This window comes from Methanobacterium lacus (genome assembly GCF_000191585.1).
Classification (GTDB): domain Archaea; phylum Methanobacteriota; class Methanobacteria; order Methanobacteriales; family Methanobacteriaceae; genus Methanobacterium_B; species Methanobacterium_B lacus.
Map to the genome: position 1 here is coordinate 2,163,814 of NC_015216.1, position 18,386 is coordinate 2,182,199.

Here is an 18,386-nt window from a genome sequence, read left to right on the forward strand (position 1 = left end):
AATTATGGTAGTATATTTAGTTGGAGCCGGACCAGGAGACCCGGACCTTATAACTCTTAAAGCTGTTAAAGCCCTTGAAAATGCAGATGTTGTTGTTTACGACAGGCTTGCCAACGAAGAAATATTGAAGCATGCTAAAAGTGCTGAGATGATTTACGTAGGCAAAAAGGCAGGAGAACACTACAAGAAGCAGCCTGAAATAAATGAGATCCTGATTGAACAGGGACTCAAACACGATGTTGTTGTCAGGCTTAAGGGAGGAGATCCATTTGTATTTGGTAGAGGAGGCGAAGAAATGCTTGCTCTATTTGAAAAAGGGATAGATGTGGAATTTATTCCTGGTGTAACCTCTGCCATTGGAGTACCCACCTCCGCGGGACTTCCAGTTACCCACAGAGGAGTTGCAACTTCATTAACTGTTGTTACAGGACATGAAGATCCAACCAAGGATAATAAACAGGTCAAATGGGACTTTAAAGCAGATACAATAATTATTCTCATGGGTGTTGGTTTGCTTGAAGAAAATACCAGGGAAATTATGAAGTACAAGGATCCTGAAACACCTGTGTGTGTGATTGAAAAGGGAACATCCCCTGATCAAAGGATCATAACCGGAACACTAAAGAACATTACTGAAAATCATATTAACACTCCTGCATTGGTTGTTATCGGCCATGTTGTGGACATCTATAAAAATGCCCTGAAAATTAGAGGGGAAGATATAAATGAAGGGTAAAGAATTTGAGGGTAAAGTAATTGGTATCACCCGTCCTGAAGAAAGGGTTAAAGAGGCTGTTGCTATTGTGGAAGAACATGGAGGTACTGCACTTGTGGCACCCACACTCGAACTCCAGGTATCCAACACCCAATCCCTGATCCAACTCTGTGAAATGGCAGGAGAACTTGATTGGCTGATATTCACATCCCCAACCGGAATCATATCTGTATTTAAACACTGCAGTGACCTTAAAACCCGATTGAATCCCAACTGCAAGATAGCTGTTATAGGGCCCAGAACTGAAAATTATCTGGAAAAAAAGGGACTCAAGGCAGATATTGTTCCTGAAAGTTACACTGCAGAGGGTTTGCTTGAATGCTTCGAGGATCATGACTTGAAAAACAAAAAGATAGGTATTCCAAGAACTCTGGCTGCCAGAGATGCTCTTCCAACTGGTTTGAAGGTTATGGGTGCGGATGTTTTTGTTGCTGAAGCCTATAAATCAGACCTTCCAAAGGACAGGACAAGGGTTAACCAGCTCGTAGAAGCCATTCTAAACAGGAAGATCAATGCTTTGACCTTCACAAGTACGTTGACAGTTAAAAATCTCTTTGACATGTTGGATGAAACTGAAAAACAGGATGTTGTTGACATTTTAAAGAGTGACGATGTGGTTGTTGCAGCTATTGGCCCTGTAACTGCCATGCCTCTGCATGAACTGGATATTGATGTGTTAATACCTGAAAAGTACACTGTTAGTGCCATGCTTGAGATTTTGATGGGTAAAATATAACTGTTAATTGAATATAATATATAGATTGATTATTTTATTAAGTTACAACCTGGTGTTATTATGAGAGCAACAATTTGGCCCGTTTATATCGATGCAAAAAAAACCAAACACGAGGGAAGAAAAGTATCCCTTGAACACGCCATCACTGCCCCTAAACTTCGAGAAATTTCCAGGGCTGCTAAAAAGCTGGGTTTAAATCCAGACGTGGAAAAGGATAAATCTTACTCCAAATCATGGTGGGAGAATTCAGGAAGGGTTACAGTTGATAAGACCATGCCCAAAAGGGAGATCCTGATGAAGGTAAGTAACATCATCAGGGGTTACAGAGAGAAGTAATCCTAGAATTAAATAGAATTTAACACATGAATAAGGAGTTAAAATGCTGAAATCAAATCCAATGAATTTATCTTTTGAAAAGGCCCATGATTTGATAAAGAAATCTGAAGATATTAAAATATACACACACATCGATTGTGATGGTGTTACAGCAGGTGCCGTGCTGTCTTCAATGCTTGATAAGCTTGGAAAGGATCACGAAGTAGAATTCATCAGTCTGGATCAGATGGATGATCTTGTGACAGAAAATGAATTAACCATCTTTTCTGACCTGGGATCTGGACAGGAAATGGACAAACTCTGCACATCCAATTCAAAGACATTAATTTTGGATCACCATCCCCCCATAAGAAAGCTGGATAACTATCTAAATGGCCAGTTAATAGAACTGAACCCACACCATCATAACATAGATGGATCCTACGAAGTTTCAGGCGGAGGTATGACCTACCTTTTGGCTAGAACCTTTGGCTACACTGATCTAAGTTGGATGGGAGTTTTAAGTGCTGTTGGAGACATGCAAAACAGTTTTTCAGGTAAGCTCATCGGATTAAACAGCAGCATACTTCAAGAAAGCATTCAACAAAATCTGATCTCGTCTCAAAACGACCTTGCAATCTATGGAAGACAAACAAGACCCCTATACATTGCATTGTCCTACTTTGGAGATGTTAATCTGCCAATCACCAACAACAAAACTGAGTGCCAGATGTTGTTAAACAAACTCGACATACCCATGAAAAATGGTCGTAAGTACAGGTCACTGTGTGATCTAAGTGTTGAAGAGAAGGGAAGGTTGTTCTCTGAACTGGTGAGAATGTTGAGTTTGGAGGTACCTTCAAGGTACGTTAAATATGTGCCTAAATTAATTTCTGGAGATTCCTATGAATTTTTAATGGAAGAGAAGTACTCTCCCCTCAGAGATGCCAGTGAATTTTCAACTGCTGTCAATGCCTGCGGCAGGCACAAACACCACAAAGTTGCAATGAATGTACTTAAAGGTGACAGGGGTGCTAGCCTAGATGAAATGGAACATTTAGCCCTTGAACACAGGCGTTACCTTGCCCAAAAAATGGAATGGATAAGGGGTGATGAACGAATCACTCCAATGAACAACCTCCAGTACTTTGAGGGTAGTGAAATAAAGAGTGAAGTAATAGGAACCATAGCAGGAATGATACTGAGTTATGGTGATTGGAAAAAACCAATAGTTGGTTTCACACCTATTGGAGAGGAAAAAGAAGGTATTAAAGTATCTCTTAGATGTTCCAGGCTTTTAGCATATGATGGAATTCACTTCGGAAATTTAATACGTAAGGTTGCAAAGAAGGTGGGTGGAAACGGAGGAGGTCACTCTGTTGCATGCGGTGCATACATACCCGAGGGGAGTACTGCTAAATTTTTAAAAATTTTCGATGAAAGTTTGAAGGGTGTTGTTTAGGGGATAGTGAAAATGTTGGTCTTCAAGAAAAAAGGTGAACTTACAAAATTCCAGATACTTGCCGAGATAGCCAAGGAACAGCCACATTTAAGGCAGAAAGACATTGCAAACGAACTAGGAATAACCATCCAAGCTGTTTCAGAAAATATCAAAAGCTTGGTTGATGAGGGATACGTTGAAACTGGAATGGGAAATGCCAAGTACAACATCACCAAGAGAGGTATTGAGAAGGTTAAAACAGATGCCCTGAACCTTCGAAAGTACGCTGACAACGTTCTAGAAACTATGAACACCTACAAATCTGTATGGCCTGCTATAGCAAGGGAAGATATGGCTAAAGGTGAAACTGTTTGGCTTGAAATGGAAAATGGAACTCTCTATGCAGGTAAAAAGAAAAAATCTGCCTATGCCGAGGTTTTAAAGGATGCTGTTGCAGGTGATGATGTGGCCCTCATAAAATTAGGTGGTACAATTAAGCTTAAACCCGGAAAGATAACCATTATTCAAGTTCCCACCATAAACGAGGGCGGATCAAATGCTTGCAGCCTTGAGAAGATCAAAAAGATTTACAACGGAAATTTTGACAAGGTAGGAATTATGGGCACTGTTTCAAGGGTTGTTATCAACAAAGCAGGTATTGAAAGTGATTTTGAATTTGCCACCCCCAACGCAACTGTAGCAGCATCAAAAAGAGGTCTGAATGTTCTGGTATTTACAGTTGGCAAAATGAGTAAAAGCCTCATCAGAAAATTGGATGAAGAAGGATTGAAGTACACCTTGGAAGATGTTTCAACAAAAACTTAACCATAAATCTATTCAATTTAATCAATTTTAGATGTTTGATTTTTTCCAATGGAATAACGGATTGGGTTGGATTTACTATCCAACTCAACTTTTATGACTCCATTTTTTTTTAAATGTATCTGCAGCCCTGTTCATCTATTCTTGATACAATTACATTTTCTATAGAAGTTTCAGGAGTTTTTGATATGGCGAAGGCTGTGTTTCCAAGCATTGCCATTGAAGCTCCCATTGTTTCTTCTTGGAGAATAGCTATGATTTCTGATATTTCTGGAGTCATGAGTTTGGTGTTCTCTGCAAATTTCTTGGAAAGTTTTAGGAAAGTTTTTGGAACTGGATCCAGGAGTAGTTGGTTTAACATGGCCCCACCTGTTTGGTTGATCCTTTCCTTGTGTCCAGGATCTCCTATTATTTCCGATGTTTCGATACAGCCCAGACTTTTGCATAGTATGTAGAGATCCTTATTTTTAGGGAGGAGTTTGTCAAGCACACCTACACCAGGAGCTCCTTCCTTGATCCTCAGTGTTATGCCTCCATTAACTTCTGCCACCACATCGCCCAAACCGCTTTGCATCTCAATTTCTGCAAGGTGTGCTATGCTTGTGGCTTGGTTGTAGGTTAGGTTGAGTTGGAGGAGCTTGGTGATTCCGAGTGCAGTTCCAATTGCACATGCTGCTGAAATTCCGAAGCCTGCACCTATGGGTACATCTACCTTATGATCTATTTTTAGTTGGGTTCCATGGAGTAAGTGGTTGATCTTGTATTTAGCCTCCATTATTTCCATGGTTTTATGGGTTATGGTGGTGTTTTTTTGATCCTTCTCTCCATTTATTGTTACTTCGATGTTTGATCCATTTGGACTATCTTTTTCAGTTAGTTGAAGGTTGGTTACAACACCCTTGTCAAGGGCAATACCTGCACCTCGAGATCCTTTTTTCAATGGTTCTTTGTTGTCTTTAATCTCAAAAAATCCCGTAATATGGGATGGTGCGAAAACAGAACATTTCATTTTTATCACTAAATATATTATGGTGGATCATACATAAAAATAAACTACTAAGAAAAGGGAATGGAGGATTCCATATCAAAAAAAGAATAGATCTCCATACACACAGCATATTTAGTGATGGTGAACTCTTACCATCAGAGATTGCAAGACGTGCTTTGGTGCTAAACCACAGTGCAGTGGCAATCACAGACCATGTTGATGCATCTAATATAGAGTGTGTTGGAAATGTAATTAAAGCAGTTACTGACATCAGAGACAACTGGGACATAGAAATTATTCCTGGTGCTGAAATAACACATGCACCTGCGGAAATAATAGACAAACTTGCCCATGAAGCACGTAAAAATGGTGCTGAAATTGTTGTTGTTCATGGTGAAACCATAGTAGAACCCGTAATAGAAGGAACCAATTGGAGTGCCGTGAACTGTCCAGAAGTGGATATACTGGCACATCCCGGACTTATCACAGTTGAAGAAGTGGAGGCAGCCAAAGAAAATGGTATTGCCCTTGAAATTAGCTCAAGACGAGGCCATTGTCTTGGTAATGGACATGTTGCCAAACTCGCCACAGAGGTGGGTGCTGATTTGGTGGTCGACACCGATACCCACATGCCTGGAGATCTGATCTCCTATGAGATGGCACACAAGGTAGCTTTAGGAGCAGGGTTAAAGAGTAAAGAAATAAAAAAGGCACTTGAAGATAATCCAAAGAGAATACTCAGAAGTAAAGGTTTAATCTGAAAAATATATTAATTGGGGTGTTAATTTTTGAACAATAAGAATACACTGATGGGAATTTGTTACATAGTTGTCGCACTTTTAATAGTTGTTGTTAAGTATGCTGTACCACAGTTCTTCGATATTTTGATCTGGTTGATTGCCATAGGACTGGCTGCAACTGGAGTGTACTTCATAATGAAGAAGGGATAAAAAAAAATAATTGATTTGTGTTTATTTTAATTTTCTGGGGAGAACCTTGTACTCAACTATGAGGTCATCTCCCAAGGTATAACTTTTTTTAAATTCGAGTTTTACAGAGTCTTTCATCTCATCAAAACCATCACCATCTGCCAGTGTCTTGGCATATTTTCCACCTGCAACCATTGGAGCTATGCATACACGTACTTCATCCACCAAACCTTCACTCAGCATGGAGTAGTTGAGTGTTGATCCTCCCTCAAGCATCAGTGTTTTAATTCCCAATTCATAGAGGTGTTTCATTAGATTTTTAAGATCCACATGTTTCTCTCCACACACAACAACATCAACAAGTTGCTTCAACTTGTTAACCTTCACTGGATCTGCGGCTTGGGTCACTGCAAGCAATGTTTTGGCATCTGAATTGAGTATCCTAAAATTTAATGGTGTTCTTGCCCTGCTATCAACAACTATCCTCAGTGGGTTGTCTGATTTGCTGGATGGAATTTTGTGTACTGTGAGTCTTGGATCATCGGCTAAAACCGTGTTTATTCCAACCATGATGGCATCTACTTCCATTCGAAGTTCATGAACCCTCACCAGATCTTCTTGGCCAGAAATTTCAGAACTTCCAGTTTTAGTTGCAATTTTCCCATCTAAGGTCATTGCAGAGTTCAGTATTGTGTATGGTTTTTCATAGTTTTTAGGTGACACTTAGCTTCCATCCTAATTTTTGTCTTCTTGATGCAAGTATCTGGTTGTTCATTAATAAATTGTGATGTACATATTATTTGTAGGCATATTATTTTAAGAATATCGAGAATATTTCATCTTATAAATTGGTTTTACAAAAAATAAAATGAAATCGTACATAGAAAATTTCTATTCATAGAATAAACAGAATTAACTTAAGATATTTTAGTGTGATTAGAAAATAAATAATTTTAGAAATTTTTTTTAGGAGGATTGAATTTTTTGTCTGATAGGTATGAAAAAGGTTTAAAAAATATTGAAAAAATACATCCAGAAGCCAGTAAAGCTCTAATGAAAAATTTGGAAGATATTGCTCCTGATCTTGGAAAGTTTGTGATTGAATTTCCCTATGGTGAAGTGTACGACAGACCAGGATTGGATCTTAAATCTCGTGAAATTGCCACTGTAGCCGCCCTAACAGCTCTGGGTGATACTAAACCCGAGCTCAAGGATCATATTAAGGGATCTTTGAATGTGGGATGTTCCAGACAGGAAATTATAGAAGTGATCATGCAGATGGCTGTGTATGCCGGATTTCCTAGGGCTATTAATGGAATTAGTGCTGCAAAAGAAGTTTTTGAAGAACTTGACCAAGATTAGGTTTTTTTAACTAATGTTGGATCAGATCTTGAAGATCTTCCTGGCATTTCTTTCTGTTTGTTTTCCAACTGCCCTGGGTGTTAAAGATTTTTTTTCTGCTATGATCTTAACTGTTTCTTCAACAAATGCGGGTTCATTTCTTTTTCCCTTGAATGGGGACAGGTATGGGCTGTCTGTTTCTGTTAGTATGTTGGATATTGGTACGTGTTCAATTAATTCTTGGTGATGTTCTGAAAAACATGCTAGTGTTGAAAACGATATTGAGTAGCCTTCCTCAACTATCTGTTTTGCTGTTTCCACATCTCCACCGTAACAGTGGAATATGACATCGTAGATGTTAGATTTCTTTTTTACAATTTCTAAACATTTTGCCTCGGCATCCCGGGCATGTAAAACCAGAGGAAGGTCGTATTCATTTGATAGTTCAATGAAGATGTCAAATATTTTAAGCTGCCTCTTTCTTTTATCAGATTCTTTCACTTCGTAGAAATCCAAACCAGTTTCACCTATACCAACAGTTTTTTCAATGTTGGTATCTATCTCCTCAAGTACCTGTTTTATTATGGTGGAATCTGCCTTTGAAGCGTTGGATGGATGAAATCCGAGGGTGGAATATAGAAATCCTTTATATTCATCTTGAAGTTTTAGTGTTCTTCTGTTACCTCCAAGACTGGCTCCTGAATTGATGATGGCGGTGAGCTTTTTTTTGGCCCTTTCCATAACTTCTTCCCTGTTTTTGTTGTACTCCTTAAAATCAACATGACAGTGTGTATCAATCATCTTTTTTCACCTCAAAAAAAATCAGGGCTGTTCATCCCATTAAAATAGGACTCCCCAGTTCAATTTAAAGAAATTTTGTTTGAAGTTTAAACTCCAAACCGTCTTTCTCTCTGTTGGTACGATCTCAGCGCCCTTAAGAAATCAACCTTTCTTAACTCTGGCCATAAACTATCGCAGAAGTACAGTTCTGAGTAGGATGATTGCCATAGTAAAAATCCACTTAATCTTTCCTCACCGCTTGTTCTTATGATCAGGTTGGGATCGTCTAGTCCTGCTGTGTACAGATTCTGGTTGACCAGTTTTTCATCAATATCATCTATTTGGACTTTGCCATCTTCAACATCCTTGACAATTTTTTTTATGGCGTCAACTATTTCCAGCCTTCCATCGTAGCCTATGGCTATGTTCACGAGTCTTTCATGGTAGTCTGCAGTTGAATCTTCTGCTATTTCAATTGCCTTTCGAACATCCTCAGGTAAAAGTTCCATCTTACCCACGGCTTTAATTCTTACTTTGTTCTTGTGGATCTTCTCGTTCTTTGCTATGCCTTCGAAGTTTTCCTTGAAAAGATTCATTAGACCACGAACTTCTTGTTCGGTTCTGTTGAAATTTTCTATTGAGAATGCGTAAACAGTGACTATTTCTATTTCTAAATCCACACACCAGTCTAGAAATTTTTCAAGAGTACCTATACCTCGTTTATGACCTTCTATAGCGTCGATGTTTCCTTGAATTCTTGAAAATCTTCTGTTACCATCCATTATAATTGCAACGTGCTTCGGCATGTTCTCTGGACTCAAATTTCTTGAGATATACCACTCATAAACTTTGTAAACTGGTTTTAAAATGGACATTTTCAGCTCCTTTTGCTTCATGTACGATCATTTGATTATTTTTTTATAAGTTAAAAAATTAGTATGTATATACATTATACTTTAATTTGGAATAATATTAATCCCATCTAATAAAAAAAGTTTAGCATGTATTATTTCAATCACTGTTCGTACTATTTCTTGTCTGGGTGATTTTAGCAAGTCTATCTGCAAGTGTCAAAGCTCGTTTATAACCGTTGTTGTCCTGAGAACGAGACGTGTCAATATATATTTCTTTCATTCCCAATGTAACTGCACCATAACTTTTTGCTCTTGCAACAAGTACCAGGGTTCTGAATATTGTGTTTCCAACTATTCCATCTGTGGCTATTATGATGTTTGCATCACTCTTCACAGCATCTTCCAGTAGGGCGTAGTAATGTTTAACATCGATGGATTTTTCCTTAATAAGTGCTGTTAATTCTTCTCCGGCATCCATCGATTCATCTACCCTTTTGTTTCTGCCCCTGTCGTTGGGTCTGCCACTGGAAAGAACTGCTATGTGGGGTTTGACTCCTTCAGCTTCCAGAAATTTAGATGCTAAAACTGCTATTTGAAGTTTTTGAGCTACAGTTTCACCTTCATCTATCCCTACAGGTGCTAGAAGAAATTTTTTAGCATTAAATTCTATGTAGGATGCCCTGTACAGTTCAGGGTAGATCTGTTTGAGTTTGGACATGATGAGAGAAGCACTGAGGGATCCCCTTACAGCTGCATCAACATCTCCATTCATGAGAAGCTCAACCAGTTCATCTTCAGACTCTGCAGTTACAACATCAAAATCAACATCGGCTACTGCTTCTAATATTTTCTTATTTTTACCCACACCAGCGACAACAACCAACTTTCCAACCTCTAATTCATTATAGATTATTCTTAGTTAAGTTATGAATATTCAAACATTAACCTTTTACTCGCTGCAATTTTGAATTTATGAATCGAAGAAAGAAATTAGATTTAACCTATTGATAGGGAGATGTTACAGAGATTCCAGTGAAACCTAACTTGTACAGTTTCTTACTGTACTCTTCCATTGGAATTTCGTAGCTGGTATCTGAACTACAAGTGTCGTAGTAATGTCCGTTCCATTCAACAAATTCGTGGGAATAGGTTCCTGAACCGTGTTTTACAGTTACGATGTAGATGTCTGTTGCACCAATTGATTTAAGATAACCTGCAAAAAGTTCTGATTTATTTTTACAGTTCATATTCACTTCATCGTATTTGATGGTCTTAATTTCGTTGAACCTCCGAATAACCTGGGATTCATTTATGATCTTACTATCGGGCTGTGATTCGTAGGTTGCAGCACTCGAACTCAGTTGATCCGTTGGTATCATGAATGTGAATATTTCCAGGATCATCAGGGATGCAATGAAAAATGTTCCTGTCAACTTAACACTTTTTTTCATGAAAAAATTAACCCCTTAAAAAAAACTTCAATGTTAAGTTAAAAATTAAAAGTTAATATATATAAATTTATCGGATACAAGGCTGAAAATTAGTTTCAGGGTGTTAAAAAAATAAAAAAAAATAAGGATTTAAATAGAAAATTATGGGTTAATCAGTCTTTAATTTGTTTCATTGCAGTGTCAATGATGTTCAGAGTTTTATCAATATCCTCCGCATCATGCATCTTAGATAGGAAACAGCATTCAAACTGTGATGGGGGAACAAATACTCCTTCCTTTAACAATGTTTTGAAGTAGGTTTCAAATTTGTCTGTGTCTGCGGTTTTCGCATCATCGTAGTTCCAAACTGTTTTATCTGTCAGATATATCTGGAACATCGAACTTACACCGGCTACCTGGTAATTTAAATTCTTATCCTCAAGAATATTGCGTATTCCTTCCCTGAAGTTTTTGCCCTTCGAATTCATGTCGCTGTAAAATTGTTGGTCGAGCTGTTTTAAAGTTGCCAGTCCTGCTGTGATGGAGATTGGATTACCATTGAATGTACCTGCCTGATAAACACTGCCTGAAGGGGCTATCATTTCCATGTACTCCTTTTTACCTGTAATTGCACCCATTGGAAATCCTCCTCCGAGTATCTTTCCAAATGTAACCAGATCAGGTGTTACTTTGAAGTATTCTTGTGCTCCTCCCTGGGCTATTCTGAATCCTGTGATCACTTCGTCAAATATAAGGGTGATATCATTTTCCAGGGTGATCTTTCTTAAAAATTCTAAAAAGCCATTTTTAGGCGGGATTAATCCTACGTTTCCCATTATTGGTTCGATTATGATGGCTGCAATGGAATCTTTATTTTTGTTAATTATTTCAATGACTGATTCTTCATTGTTGAATGGAATTAAAAGGGTGTTTCTGGTGGTTTCTTCAGGAACTCCTGGTGAATCTGGGAGTCCAGCTGCTCCGGAACCTGATTTTACCAGTACATTATCGTGTGCCCCGTGGTAGGCTCCTTCAAACTTGATGATCTTGTTTTTTGATTTGGCTGCCCTTGCCAGTCTGATGGCACTCATGGTGGCTTCTGTTCCGGAGTTTACAAATCTCACCATGTCTGCACATGGAACTCTGTTTACAACCATCTTTGCAAGTTCTATCTCTTTTTCAGTTGGAACACCGTAGGCTGAACCCTTAACTAGCTGTTTTTCAACTTCTGAAACCACTTCAGGATTGGAATGACCCAAAACCATTGGACCATAAGCTAAACAGTAGTCAATGTAACTGTTTCCATCCACATCTGTCAGTTTTGATCCTTCTGCTTTTTCTGCAAAGAAGGGGTAGGGTTTAATTGCTCTGACTGGTGAATCCACACCTCCAGGCAAGAATTTTTTCGATTCTTCAAATAACTGTTTGGAATTCATAAATATTCCTCCTATAAGATTTATCTGGCTATTTAACTTTCTAAAACTGCGAATATTCGGCTATTACTGCCCATGTTAATTATGGATATTACAAATTAATTGTTTAAGTTGATTCTGTTGTGTTTTGCTACAACCTCTCAAGTAAATCTTCAATTTTTATGTCTATGAGGTAGGGTGCTAATTCATCTATTTTCTCGTCTGGTAAATCCCACCATTTCTTCTCAACGAGTAAATCTCTTACTTCTTTAGGGAAGCGGTATCGCACATGTTTTAAAGGACTGCCAACCACTATGCTGTAGGGTTCAACATCCTTGGATACCACTGCTCCTGCACCTATCACTGCACCATCACCTACTGTTACCCCAGATAAAATTAAAGCACCGTACCCTATCCATACATCGTTGCCTATGATGGTATCCCCACATTGCATCATGGGTATTTTACTGATGTTCACTCTGCGTGTTCCAAGAAATGAGCTAAATGGGTAACTGCTTGCAGATTGAATGTTGTGCCCCTTTCCGATCAGTATTCTTACTTCTTTTGATATGCTGCAAAATTTTCCAATGATCAGTGTATCATTTTCATTGAATCGTTCAATTTTAGGATTTCCATAGGTGAAGTCCCCAACAGTGACATTTTTAATGGAATTGGCAGGATGACTACTGCGTATATCAGAAAGCTTTTTTCCCCTTTTATTCCTGAAAACTTCTCCTTTGTGTGGATTTATTTCGGATTTCAGTTCCCCTAGTTTTTTGAGTAGGATCTGATTGTTATCCTCTTTTTTTAGCAGGGACTCTAGTTCATCTAATTTTTTGAGTAGTATGCTATCATTATCCTTCTGTTTTGATAGTGTTTCAAATTTTACCATTTTCTCAGGATTAGAAGAATTTTCCTCGTATATTTGCTCATATTGTGATTTGTAGAAACGATACTGACCACTTCGGTTTAATAAATGATTTTTAAATCTATTTATAATATTAACCATTACAAAAACCCCCAATAGTTTAAGTATTTAGTTCATGATTATTAAGTCATATTAAAATTCATGTTTGAATCCATGTAAAGTGTAATTGTTTTAAGGTCTAAATGACTGGTAGTGGGTTCATTTAACATCCCACCATATTAAAAACCTGTCCATGAGTCATCATGATTTTCCCGTGTAATAATTTAATTTCAGGCCTTGTTGCCCTTGTTAAGATTTATTAAACTGTTTACTGTTGCTACGGCTATGGGTGTACCGCCTTTAGGGCCTTCTGTAATTATGTATGGTATTTCTGTCTGTTTTAATGCTTGTTTTGATTCAGCAGCACCTACAAAACCCACAGGAACACCTATTACCGAATTTAATTTAATTTCCCCTGTTTTATGAAGTTCAAGAACTTCTAATAGTGCTGTTGGAGCATTTCCCACTGCTACAATTCCATCGAAACCTTCTTGGGCTGCAACCCGAATTGCAGCAGCTGCCCTGGTAATTCCCTCTTTTTTAGCTATTTTCACTGCCCTTTCATCACGAATGTAACAGTCCACCCTACCAGAATAGCTGTTTATTCCTGTTTTAACCATATTAATATCTGTTAAAATGTCTTTTTCTTGATCTATCGCCCTTAAGCTTTCAGTAACGAAGTTCTTACTGATCCTTGTTATGTCAGCGTAGTCTGGATCTGCTGTGGAATGCACTATCCTTTCAACAATTGACTGTTCTTCAGGTGTAAGATCCTTGGTTTTAGCATTAATAAGGGATTTTACTATTTCCCTACTTTTTTCGGCAATTTCATAGCCTTGTTTTGTTGAAGCACCCATAGAAATGGTTGCCTTTCCTGAATCGTTATTTTCACTCATGGTTACCTACTCAACTAAACTCTACTATAACCTATTGTGAACTAGCTAATATATTGATTTATGTAGGATGAAAATCTTGAAACAAGACAGTTGTTTAGGACAGTTTTCATATTTGACATATAAATTTTGAGTCCATGAGTGATTATCCTCTTCATCAATCTGTAAATTGTTTGATACTCATAAATATTGCCGATATTCTTTGTCTCGGACTTAAATTTCTGTGTTAATATATACTAACGTTAGTTATTATTCCAAGTGGTTAACTTAACTGTAAATTATCAATAATTTGAGATCAAATTACCTCAATTAACTAACAAATGTTCGTTAGCTGTTAAAAATAATTGGAAACGCCCTATATAAAACTAACGCATGTTCGTATTCTTTTTGGAAAAATATTTTTTCAAACACAAGGCGTTAAATTAAAAGTAGGTATTATTAAATTATTAAACACATAGATCACTACATAAACAATTAAACGAATCTGTGTGTTAATAGAATGGCATATAAATAAACCAGTTTATGCTGTAACTCAGCTATAGCAAAAGACTCTTATACTAAGATTGGGGAATGCTCATGGAATGAGTAGCTTTTCTAAAGATAACATTCTTTTTGCTAAATTTGAATTGAAAAAAATTAAGTCTATGTTTAGTCAGGACAATGATATTAAAAAAATGATTATTTGACTGCATATTAATTAATTCAAACCATTCCATTATGCAAAGTGAATAATTTAGTTAACTTCCTCAAATTCACCATTTTTTATTAAGTATGCAGGCAACACACCTTCATGATTTGGTTAGTATCCACATTCTATTATTTTTTAGATTAAGGTCAAAAGACCTTCTAATATCTGAATAATTGAGAAACTCCATTAATTATTCCATAACAAAAATGTTCAAATTAAGATTTAATAATTCCATCTCAAAATAATGTTAATCTGTAAATAAAGATATTTTAGTATTTCAAATTGATTGAGCTCTATTTTTAATTAATTATTATTAAAAATTTTAAATGAATGAATTTAAGATCCATTATTATTCTATTCCAAACGAACAAATATTAATGATTAAGTTCATAATATAACTAGATACAAAAAGGAGTTGATATATGATGGATAAATTTGAACAATTAATGAATGATGTTGGTAAAATGTCACCAGGTGATCAAAACAAAGCCATAGAAGAATATAAAGCTTCATGTATCTGTCCCACTTGTCCAACATGGAATAAATGCGCTGAAGAGGCCAATGAAAAACTTTTCTGTGTAACTGGCATAAGTGCTAGTTGTATCACAGAACTCAAAGGTTGCATGTGTCCTACATGTCCATTAGCACAATCGCTTGATGTGGGAGTGGAACGTAACACATATTGTTTAAAAGGCAGTGAGATGGAACAAAGAGGATAGGATCAATATTAAAAAATATCTTTTTTTTAATAAAGATTTGTAAAGGTTGCCAAGAATCGGATGATAAAATGATTAAAATCAAAAGAGCATACCAACCAGCAGATGAAAAGGATGGCTTTAGAATTCTGGTAGATAGATTATGGCCTCGTGGGATATCAAAAGTGAAAGCAAAATTGGATTTATGGATGAAAGACATTGCACCTTCTAACAGTCTACGTCAATGGTTCAATCATGACCCACTAAGATGGGATGAATTTCAAAGTAAATATGATGAAGAGTTAAAGGATAAAAAGGAATTTTTAAAACAGATAAAAGACTTGGAAAAGGATAAATCAATAATCACCCTAGTTTACGGGGCTAAAGATGAGGAACACAACAATGCCATAGTACTAAGAGATGTATTAAAGGACTACAAATGAATTCGAGTAAAAATTAGATCAAATCCTTAGTATTATTTTCCCAGTTTATTCTTTAAGTTACTTTTAATAATAAAAAAATATTTTGATTAATATGAGTAAAGATGCTCCATATGTAAAATCGATTGATATTTGGTCTGCCATTGGAGTGGACACTTGATCGGAGCCGGTATTTTCCCATAATTAATAGTTGCAACTAAAATTTCGGTATTAAAAAGGAATATTTTAAATGTTATTTTTATTCTTTTATGTTGTATAGTGCATTAATACCTTTCATGAATGCGGGTTTACCTGATAAGAGGAGAACAACTCTTAAAACATCCATTACTTCCTCTTTGGTTATATCAAGTTCTTTCATACCACTTAGTATCTGTTTTTTAATTGCTCTATTGTCGGATGAAGCTGCAGCGATTCCTATGGCTACAAGTTTCTGTGTTTTATAATCTAATGATTTTCCTGTGTAACAAACATCATTTAAACTGACACTTATATCGTAGAGATCTGGATAATCTTCTTTGATAGGGTTCATACCTTTACTAAAAAAAACTTCGTCTTTCATAACTGACACCTCAAAAATGTTTATAATATCTATATGTTTATTATGATCTTAGTTTGGATAAACTTAACTTAAAAATTTTAATTTAAGATATTAAGTCATAATAAAGGGCCAATTATATTCTCTTCCTTTAAATATTTCATCCGGATTTAGAAGCAGTTAATTCTACAGAATCGCCAAGATATCGATTTTTTATGAAATGTGACCTGTTCAACATTTTTAACATCTAACTTTAAACTTTTAATCAACTTATCTACCTCCTCCACGGGTATTTTCCGTTTTATACCAATTTTATCCCACTTACCATGCCATAATTATAGATACTAACTAAAGTATAAAAAAAATTTAATATTAACTATAATATTTTTCCAACGTTATATAAAAAAAAGTTTTACCTAAAAGAATACAAATATTCTAGTAAATCTAAAGGAATATAGGTAATTTATTGATAAAATGTGTTTTTGGAAAAGAATATCCTTAATTTAAATCTAGAACTTAATTAAATACTTAAACGCAATTATATATTTTATTTAATAATTATTAGGAGGAATAACTATGAAAAGAGATGTTATCCGAATAAATGAAGAAAAATGTACCGGCTGTGGGAATTGTATTACGGGATGTCCTGAAGGAGCTTTACAAGTAATAGATGGAAAAGCACGACTTATAAGTGATTTATTTTGTGATGGTTTAGGGGCTTGCATTGGAGATTGTCCAGAAAATGCTATAAAAATTGAAAAAAGAGAAGCTGAGCCTTATGACGAGTATAAAGTTATGAAAAATATTGTTGAAGCAGGTCCTAATGTTACAAAGGCCCATTTAAAACATCTTTATGAGCATGGTCAGAAGAGTTATCTTAATCAGGCTATAGATTATTTAAAGGAAAAAAATATTGAAGTTCCTGTCTATGAAGAAGTACCATTAGTTTGTGATTGTAAAAGTTCAAAGATCAAGATTTAAGTGAAAATAGATCTGAAAGTGCTGATAAACCTCAAATACTTAGCGCAGAACTCAAAAACTGGCCAATACAATTACACCTTTTAAACCCAAATGCTCCTTATTTAAAAATGCTGATTTGATGATTGCTGCAGATTGTGCCCCATTTGCTTATGCAAATTTTCATCAGAGATTTTTAAAAGACAAAGTCTTAATAATTTTTTGTCCAAAATTAGATAAAACAATTGACCAATATGTTGATAAATTAGCTGAAATCTTTGAAAAACAGGAGATTAAATCCATCACCATTGTACACATGGAGGTTCCATGCTGTTCAGGTATAGAGATTATAATAAAAAGAGCAATGGAAAAAGCTCAAAAAACTATAATAATCAAAGATTATACTATATCAATAGCAGGTGAAATAATTTAAAAACCTATTTTTTACTTCTAAATTTCTAAATAATATATGATAAAGTTCATAGGTAGGGATTGTTGTTTATTCATTAAATGACGTATCCACAAAACAATTAATAATAACTCACTTCTCTAATAAGTAAACTATTATTCCTTGTTTTTTATGGTGAAGGAGCACTGGTTGTCACCCATGGTATAACATTTAGTTTCATTTACAACAAATTCTTCTTGGAAATGTGCTGAAAAAACAGCTTTTAATATTCCTGAATCAAATGCACAAGCGGGTCTTCCTATTGGTGGTAAGCTTTGACATTCAAAGCAATCAGAAACATCTATTATGAGGGGGTCTAATTGTTTAACTTCAACATGGCCTAGGTTATGGGTTTCCCAGAACATTGCAATATTTTCAGCCAATTTGTTTATATCAGGATCCTTAACTTTATTGTATAATGTTTCTCCAACCTTAACACCTGCCTCGTATAATATTGGGTCGATATCTATTCCTTGTCTTATAAGGGATACACGTATTGTGTGGAATATAAGTCTGAAAAATTCGTAAGGATCACCTTCGCTATCAACATAACTTGAAACAAATTCTTCAATATTTCCTGTCACATCCTTTTTACCGGATAACTTACCCAAATATTCCGATTTAATAAAGAATATCTTTTTACGAGCATCTTGTGGGTCTGTTTTAGAACCTATAATACCTTCATTAACCATCCTTCTAAGATGTACTGATACTGTTGATTTTGCCTTTTCAGAAAGTGAAACCAGCTGATCAAAACTTAATTCTCCCTTCCTAAGCATAGATAATATTTTAACCCTTACAGGGCTGTTAATAGCATAAATCCCTTCAGATGTAGCAAATAGCTCTATTTGCATATCCTTTAAAGGTTCTCTTTTAACCATTTTTTTTAACCACTCAAATTATAATTCCATTTACTCCATATTTGTATTTAAAAATTTCC

At 35.9% G+C, this 18,386-nt stretch carries 23 protein-coding genes; 12 read left to right on the forward strand and 11 right to left on the reverse strand.

Features of this window, described 5'->3' with window-relative positions; genetic code table 11:
• The first annotated feature begins 4 nt into the window (after nucleotides 1-4).
• The 5 genes from cobA to METBO_RS10490 are packed head-to-tail and all read left to right on the forward strand — an operon-like array spanning nucleotide 5 to nucleotide 4,092.
• Nucleotides 5-736, forward strand: a complete 732-nt coding sequence (gene cobA / locus METBO_RS10470) for a uroporphyrinogen-III C-methyltransferase (RefSeq protein ID WP_013645687.1) — start codon at nucleotides 5-7, stop codon at nucleotides 734-736.
• Complete coding sequence (locus METBO_RS10475) at nucleotides 726-1,511, forward strand: uroporphyrinogen-III synthase (protein ID WP_013645688.1); 786 nt, start codon at nucleotides 726-728, stop codon at nucleotides 1,509-1,511. The genes cobA and METBO_RS10475 overlap by 11 nt, the downstream gene beginning before the upstream one ends.
• 60 nt (nucleotides 1,512-1,571) lie before the next feature.
• A complete protein-coding gene (locus METBO_RS10480) occupies nucleotides 1,572-1,847 on the forward strand; it encodes a signal recognition particle subunit SRP19/SEC65 family protein (RefSeq protein ID WP_013645689.1) in 276 nt (91 codons plus the stop codon).
• A gap of 43 nt (nucleotides 1,848-1,890) precedes the next feature.
• Nucleotides 1,891-3,288 carry a single-stranded-DNA-specific exonuclease RecJ gene (gene recJ, locus METBO_RS10485; protein WP_013645690.1) on the forward strand — a complete coding sequence of 466 codons (1,398 nt, stop codon included), beginning with the start codon at nucleotides 1,891-1,893 and terminating at the stop codon, nucleotides 3,286-3,288.
• A gap of 12 nt (nucleotides 3,289-3,300) precedes the next feature.
• Nucleotides 3,301-4,092, forward strand: a complete 792-nt coding sequence (locus METBO_RS10490) for a DUF7839 domain-containing protein (RefSeq protein WP_013645691.1) — start codon at nucleotides 3,301-3,303, stop codon at nucleotides 4,090-4,092.
• A 109-nt stretch (nucleotides 4,093-4,201) separates the two neighbouring features.
• Here METBO_RS10490 and METBO_RS10495 read toward each other — a convergent pair whose 3' ends face one another.
• The gene (locus tag METBO_RS10495; protein ID WP_013645692.1) at nucleotides 4,202-5,098 is read right to left on the reverse strand and encodes a pantoate kinase; all 897 of its coding nucleotides are present in this window, start codon (nucleotides 5,096-5,098) and stop codon (nucleotides 4,202-4,204) included.
• Between the two features lie 74 nt (nucleotides 5,099-5,172).
• On the opposite strand from METBO_RS10495, the gene METBO_RS10500 reads away from it, so the two are divergent.
• On the forward strand, nucleotides 5,173-5,838 hold the full coding sequence (locus METBO_RS10500; RefSeq protein ID WP_013645693.1) for a histidinol phosphate phosphatase domain-containing protein: 666 nt from the start codon (nucleotides 5,173-5,175) through the stop codon (nucleotides 5,836-5,838).
• A 27-nt stretch (nucleotides 5,839-5,865) separates the two neighbouring features.
• A complete protein-coding gene (locus tag METBO_RS13775; RefSeq protein ID WP_013645694.1) occupies nucleotides 5,866-6,027 on the forward strand; it encodes a hypothetical protein in 162 nt (53 codons plus the stop codon).
• A gap of 21 nt (nucleotides 6,028-6,048) precedes the next feature.
• Here the strand turns inward: METBO_RS13775 and METBO_RS10505 are convergent, their stop codons facing one another.
• On the reverse strand, nucleotides 6,049-6,681 hold the full coding sequence (locus tag METBO_RS10505; RefSeq protein ID WP_048186760.1) for a 2,5-diamino-6-(ribosylamino)-4(3H)-pyrimidinone 5'-phosphate reductase: 633 nt from the start codon (nucleotides 6,679-6,681) through the stop codon (nucleotides 6,049-6,051).
• A 309-nt stretch (nucleotides 6,682-6,990) separates the two neighbouring features.
• On the opposite strand from METBO_RS10505, the gene METBO_RS10510 reads away from it, so the two are divergent.
• Complete coding sequence (locus tag METBO_RS10510) at nucleotides 6,991-7,368, forward strand: carboxymuconolactone decarboxylase family protein (RefSeq protein ID WP_013645696.1); 378 nt, start codon at nucleotides 6,991-6,993, stop codon at nucleotides 7,366-7,368.
• A gap of 21 nt (nucleotides 7,369-7,389) precedes the next feature.
• Here the strand turns inward: METBO_RS10510 and METBO_RS10515 are convergent, their stop codons facing one another.
• The 7 genes from METBO_RS10515 to METBO_RS10545 form a co-directional block, all read right to left on the reverse strand.
• Entirely contained in the window at nucleotides 7,390-8,148 is a 759-nt protein-coding gene (locus METBO_RS10515; protein WP_013645697.1) for a TatD family hydrolase, read from the reverse strand.
• An 86-nt stretch (nucleotides 8,149-8,234) separates the two neighbouring features.
• On the reverse strand, nucleotides 8,235-9,002 hold the full coding sequence (gene uppS / locus METBO_RS10520) for a polyprenyl diphosphate synthase (RefSeq protein ID WP_013645698.1): 768 nt from the start codon (nucleotides 9,000-9,002) through the stop codon (nucleotides 8,235-8,237).
• A 136-nt stretch (nucleotides 9,003-9,138) separates the two neighbouring features.
• Nucleotides 9,139-9,864 carry a methanogenesis marker protein Mmp4/MtxX gene (gene mtxX / locus METBO_RS10525; protein WP_013645699.1) on the reverse strand — a complete coding sequence of 242 codons (726 nt, stop codon included), beginning with the start codon at nucleotides 9,862-9,864 and terminating at the stop codon, nucleotides 9,139-9,141.
• A gap of 118 nt (nucleotides 9,865-9,982) precedes the next feature.
• Nucleotides 9,983-10,432, reverse strand: coding sequence for a hypothetical protein (locus tag METBO_RS10530; protein ID WP_013645700.1), 450 nt, complete (start codon nucleotides 10,430-10,432; stop codon nucleotides 9,983-9,985).
• 152 nt (nucleotides 10,433-10,584) lie between these two features.
• Nucleotides 10,585-11,847 (reverse strand): glutamate-1-semialdehyde 2,1-aminomutase, encoded by a 1,263-nt coding sequence (gene hemL / locus METBO_RS10535; RefSeq protein ID WP_013645701.1) that lies wholly within the window; start codon nucleotides 11,845-11,847, stop codon nucleotides 10,585-10,587.
• Between the two features lie 127 nt (nucleotides 11,848-11,974).
• Nucleotides 11,975-12,832, reverse strand: coding sequence for a CatB-related O-acetyltransferase (locus METBO_RS14085; RefSeq protein WP_013645702.1), 858 nt, complete (start codon nucleotides 12,830-12,832; stop codon nucleotides 11,975-11,977).
• 188 nt (nucleotides 12,833-13,020) lie between these two features.
• Entirely contained in the window at nucleotides 13,021-13,686 is a 666-nt protein-coding gene (locus METBO_RS10545; protein WP_013645703.1) for a cobalt-precorrin-8 methylmutase, read from the reverse strand.
• Between the two features lie 1,107 nt (nucleotides 13,687-14,793).
• Between METBO_RS10545 and METBO_RS10550 the strand changes: the two genes are divergently transcribed.
• Both METBO_RS10550 and METBO_RS10555 read left to right on the forward strand, forming a co-directional pair.
• Nucleotides 14,794-15,090, forward strand: a complete 297-nt coding sequence (locus tag METBO_RS10550; RefSeq protein WP_013645704.1) for a DUF2769 domain-containing protein — start codon at nucleotides 14,794-14,796, stop codon at nucleotides 15,088-15,090.
• Between the two features lie 68 nt (nucleotides 15,091-15,158).
• A complete protein-coding gene (locus METBO_RS10555) occupies nucleotides 15,159-15,509 on the forward strand; it encodes a DUF488 domain-containing protein (RefSeq protein WP_013645705.1) in 351 nt (116 codons plus the stop codon).
• A gap of 235 nt (nucleotides 15,510-15,744) precedes the next feature.
• Here the strand turns inward: METBO_RS10555 and METBO_RS10560 are convergent, their stop codons facing one another.
• The gene (locus METBO_RS10560) at nucleotides 15,745-16,065 is read right to left on the reverse strand and encodes a carboxymuconolactone decarboxylase family protein (RefSeq protein ID WP_013645706.1); all 321 of its coding nucleotides are present in this window, start codon (nucleotides 16,063-16,065) and stop codon (nucleotides 15,745-15,747) included.
• Nucleotides 16,066-16,617: 552 nt separating this feature from the next.
• Here METBO_RS10560 and METBO_RS13850 point away from each other — a divergent pair.
• Entirely contained in the window at nucleotides 16,618-17,022 is a 405-nt protein-coding gene (locus tag METBO_RS13850; RefSeq protein ID WP_173319772.1) for an ATP-binding protein, read from the forward strand.
• Between the two features lie 118 nt (nucleotides 17,023-17,140).
• Nucleotides 17,141-17,431, forward strand: a complete 291-nt coding sequence (locus METBO_RS13855) for a hypothetical protein (protein WP_173319774.1) — start codon at nucleotides 17,141-17,143, stop codon at nucleotides 17,429-17,431.
• Nucleotides 17,432-17,562: 131 nt separating this feature from the next.
• Here METBO_RS13855 and METBO_RS10570 read toward each other — a convergent pair whose 3' ends face one another.
• Nucleotides 17,563-18,327, reverse strand: coding sequence for a V4R domain-containing protein (locus tag METBO_RS10570; RefSeq protein ID WP_013645707.1), 765 nt, complete (start codon nucleotides 18,325-18,327; stop codon nucleotides 17,563-17,565).
• Nucleotides 18,328-18,386: the final 59 nt, after the last annotated feature.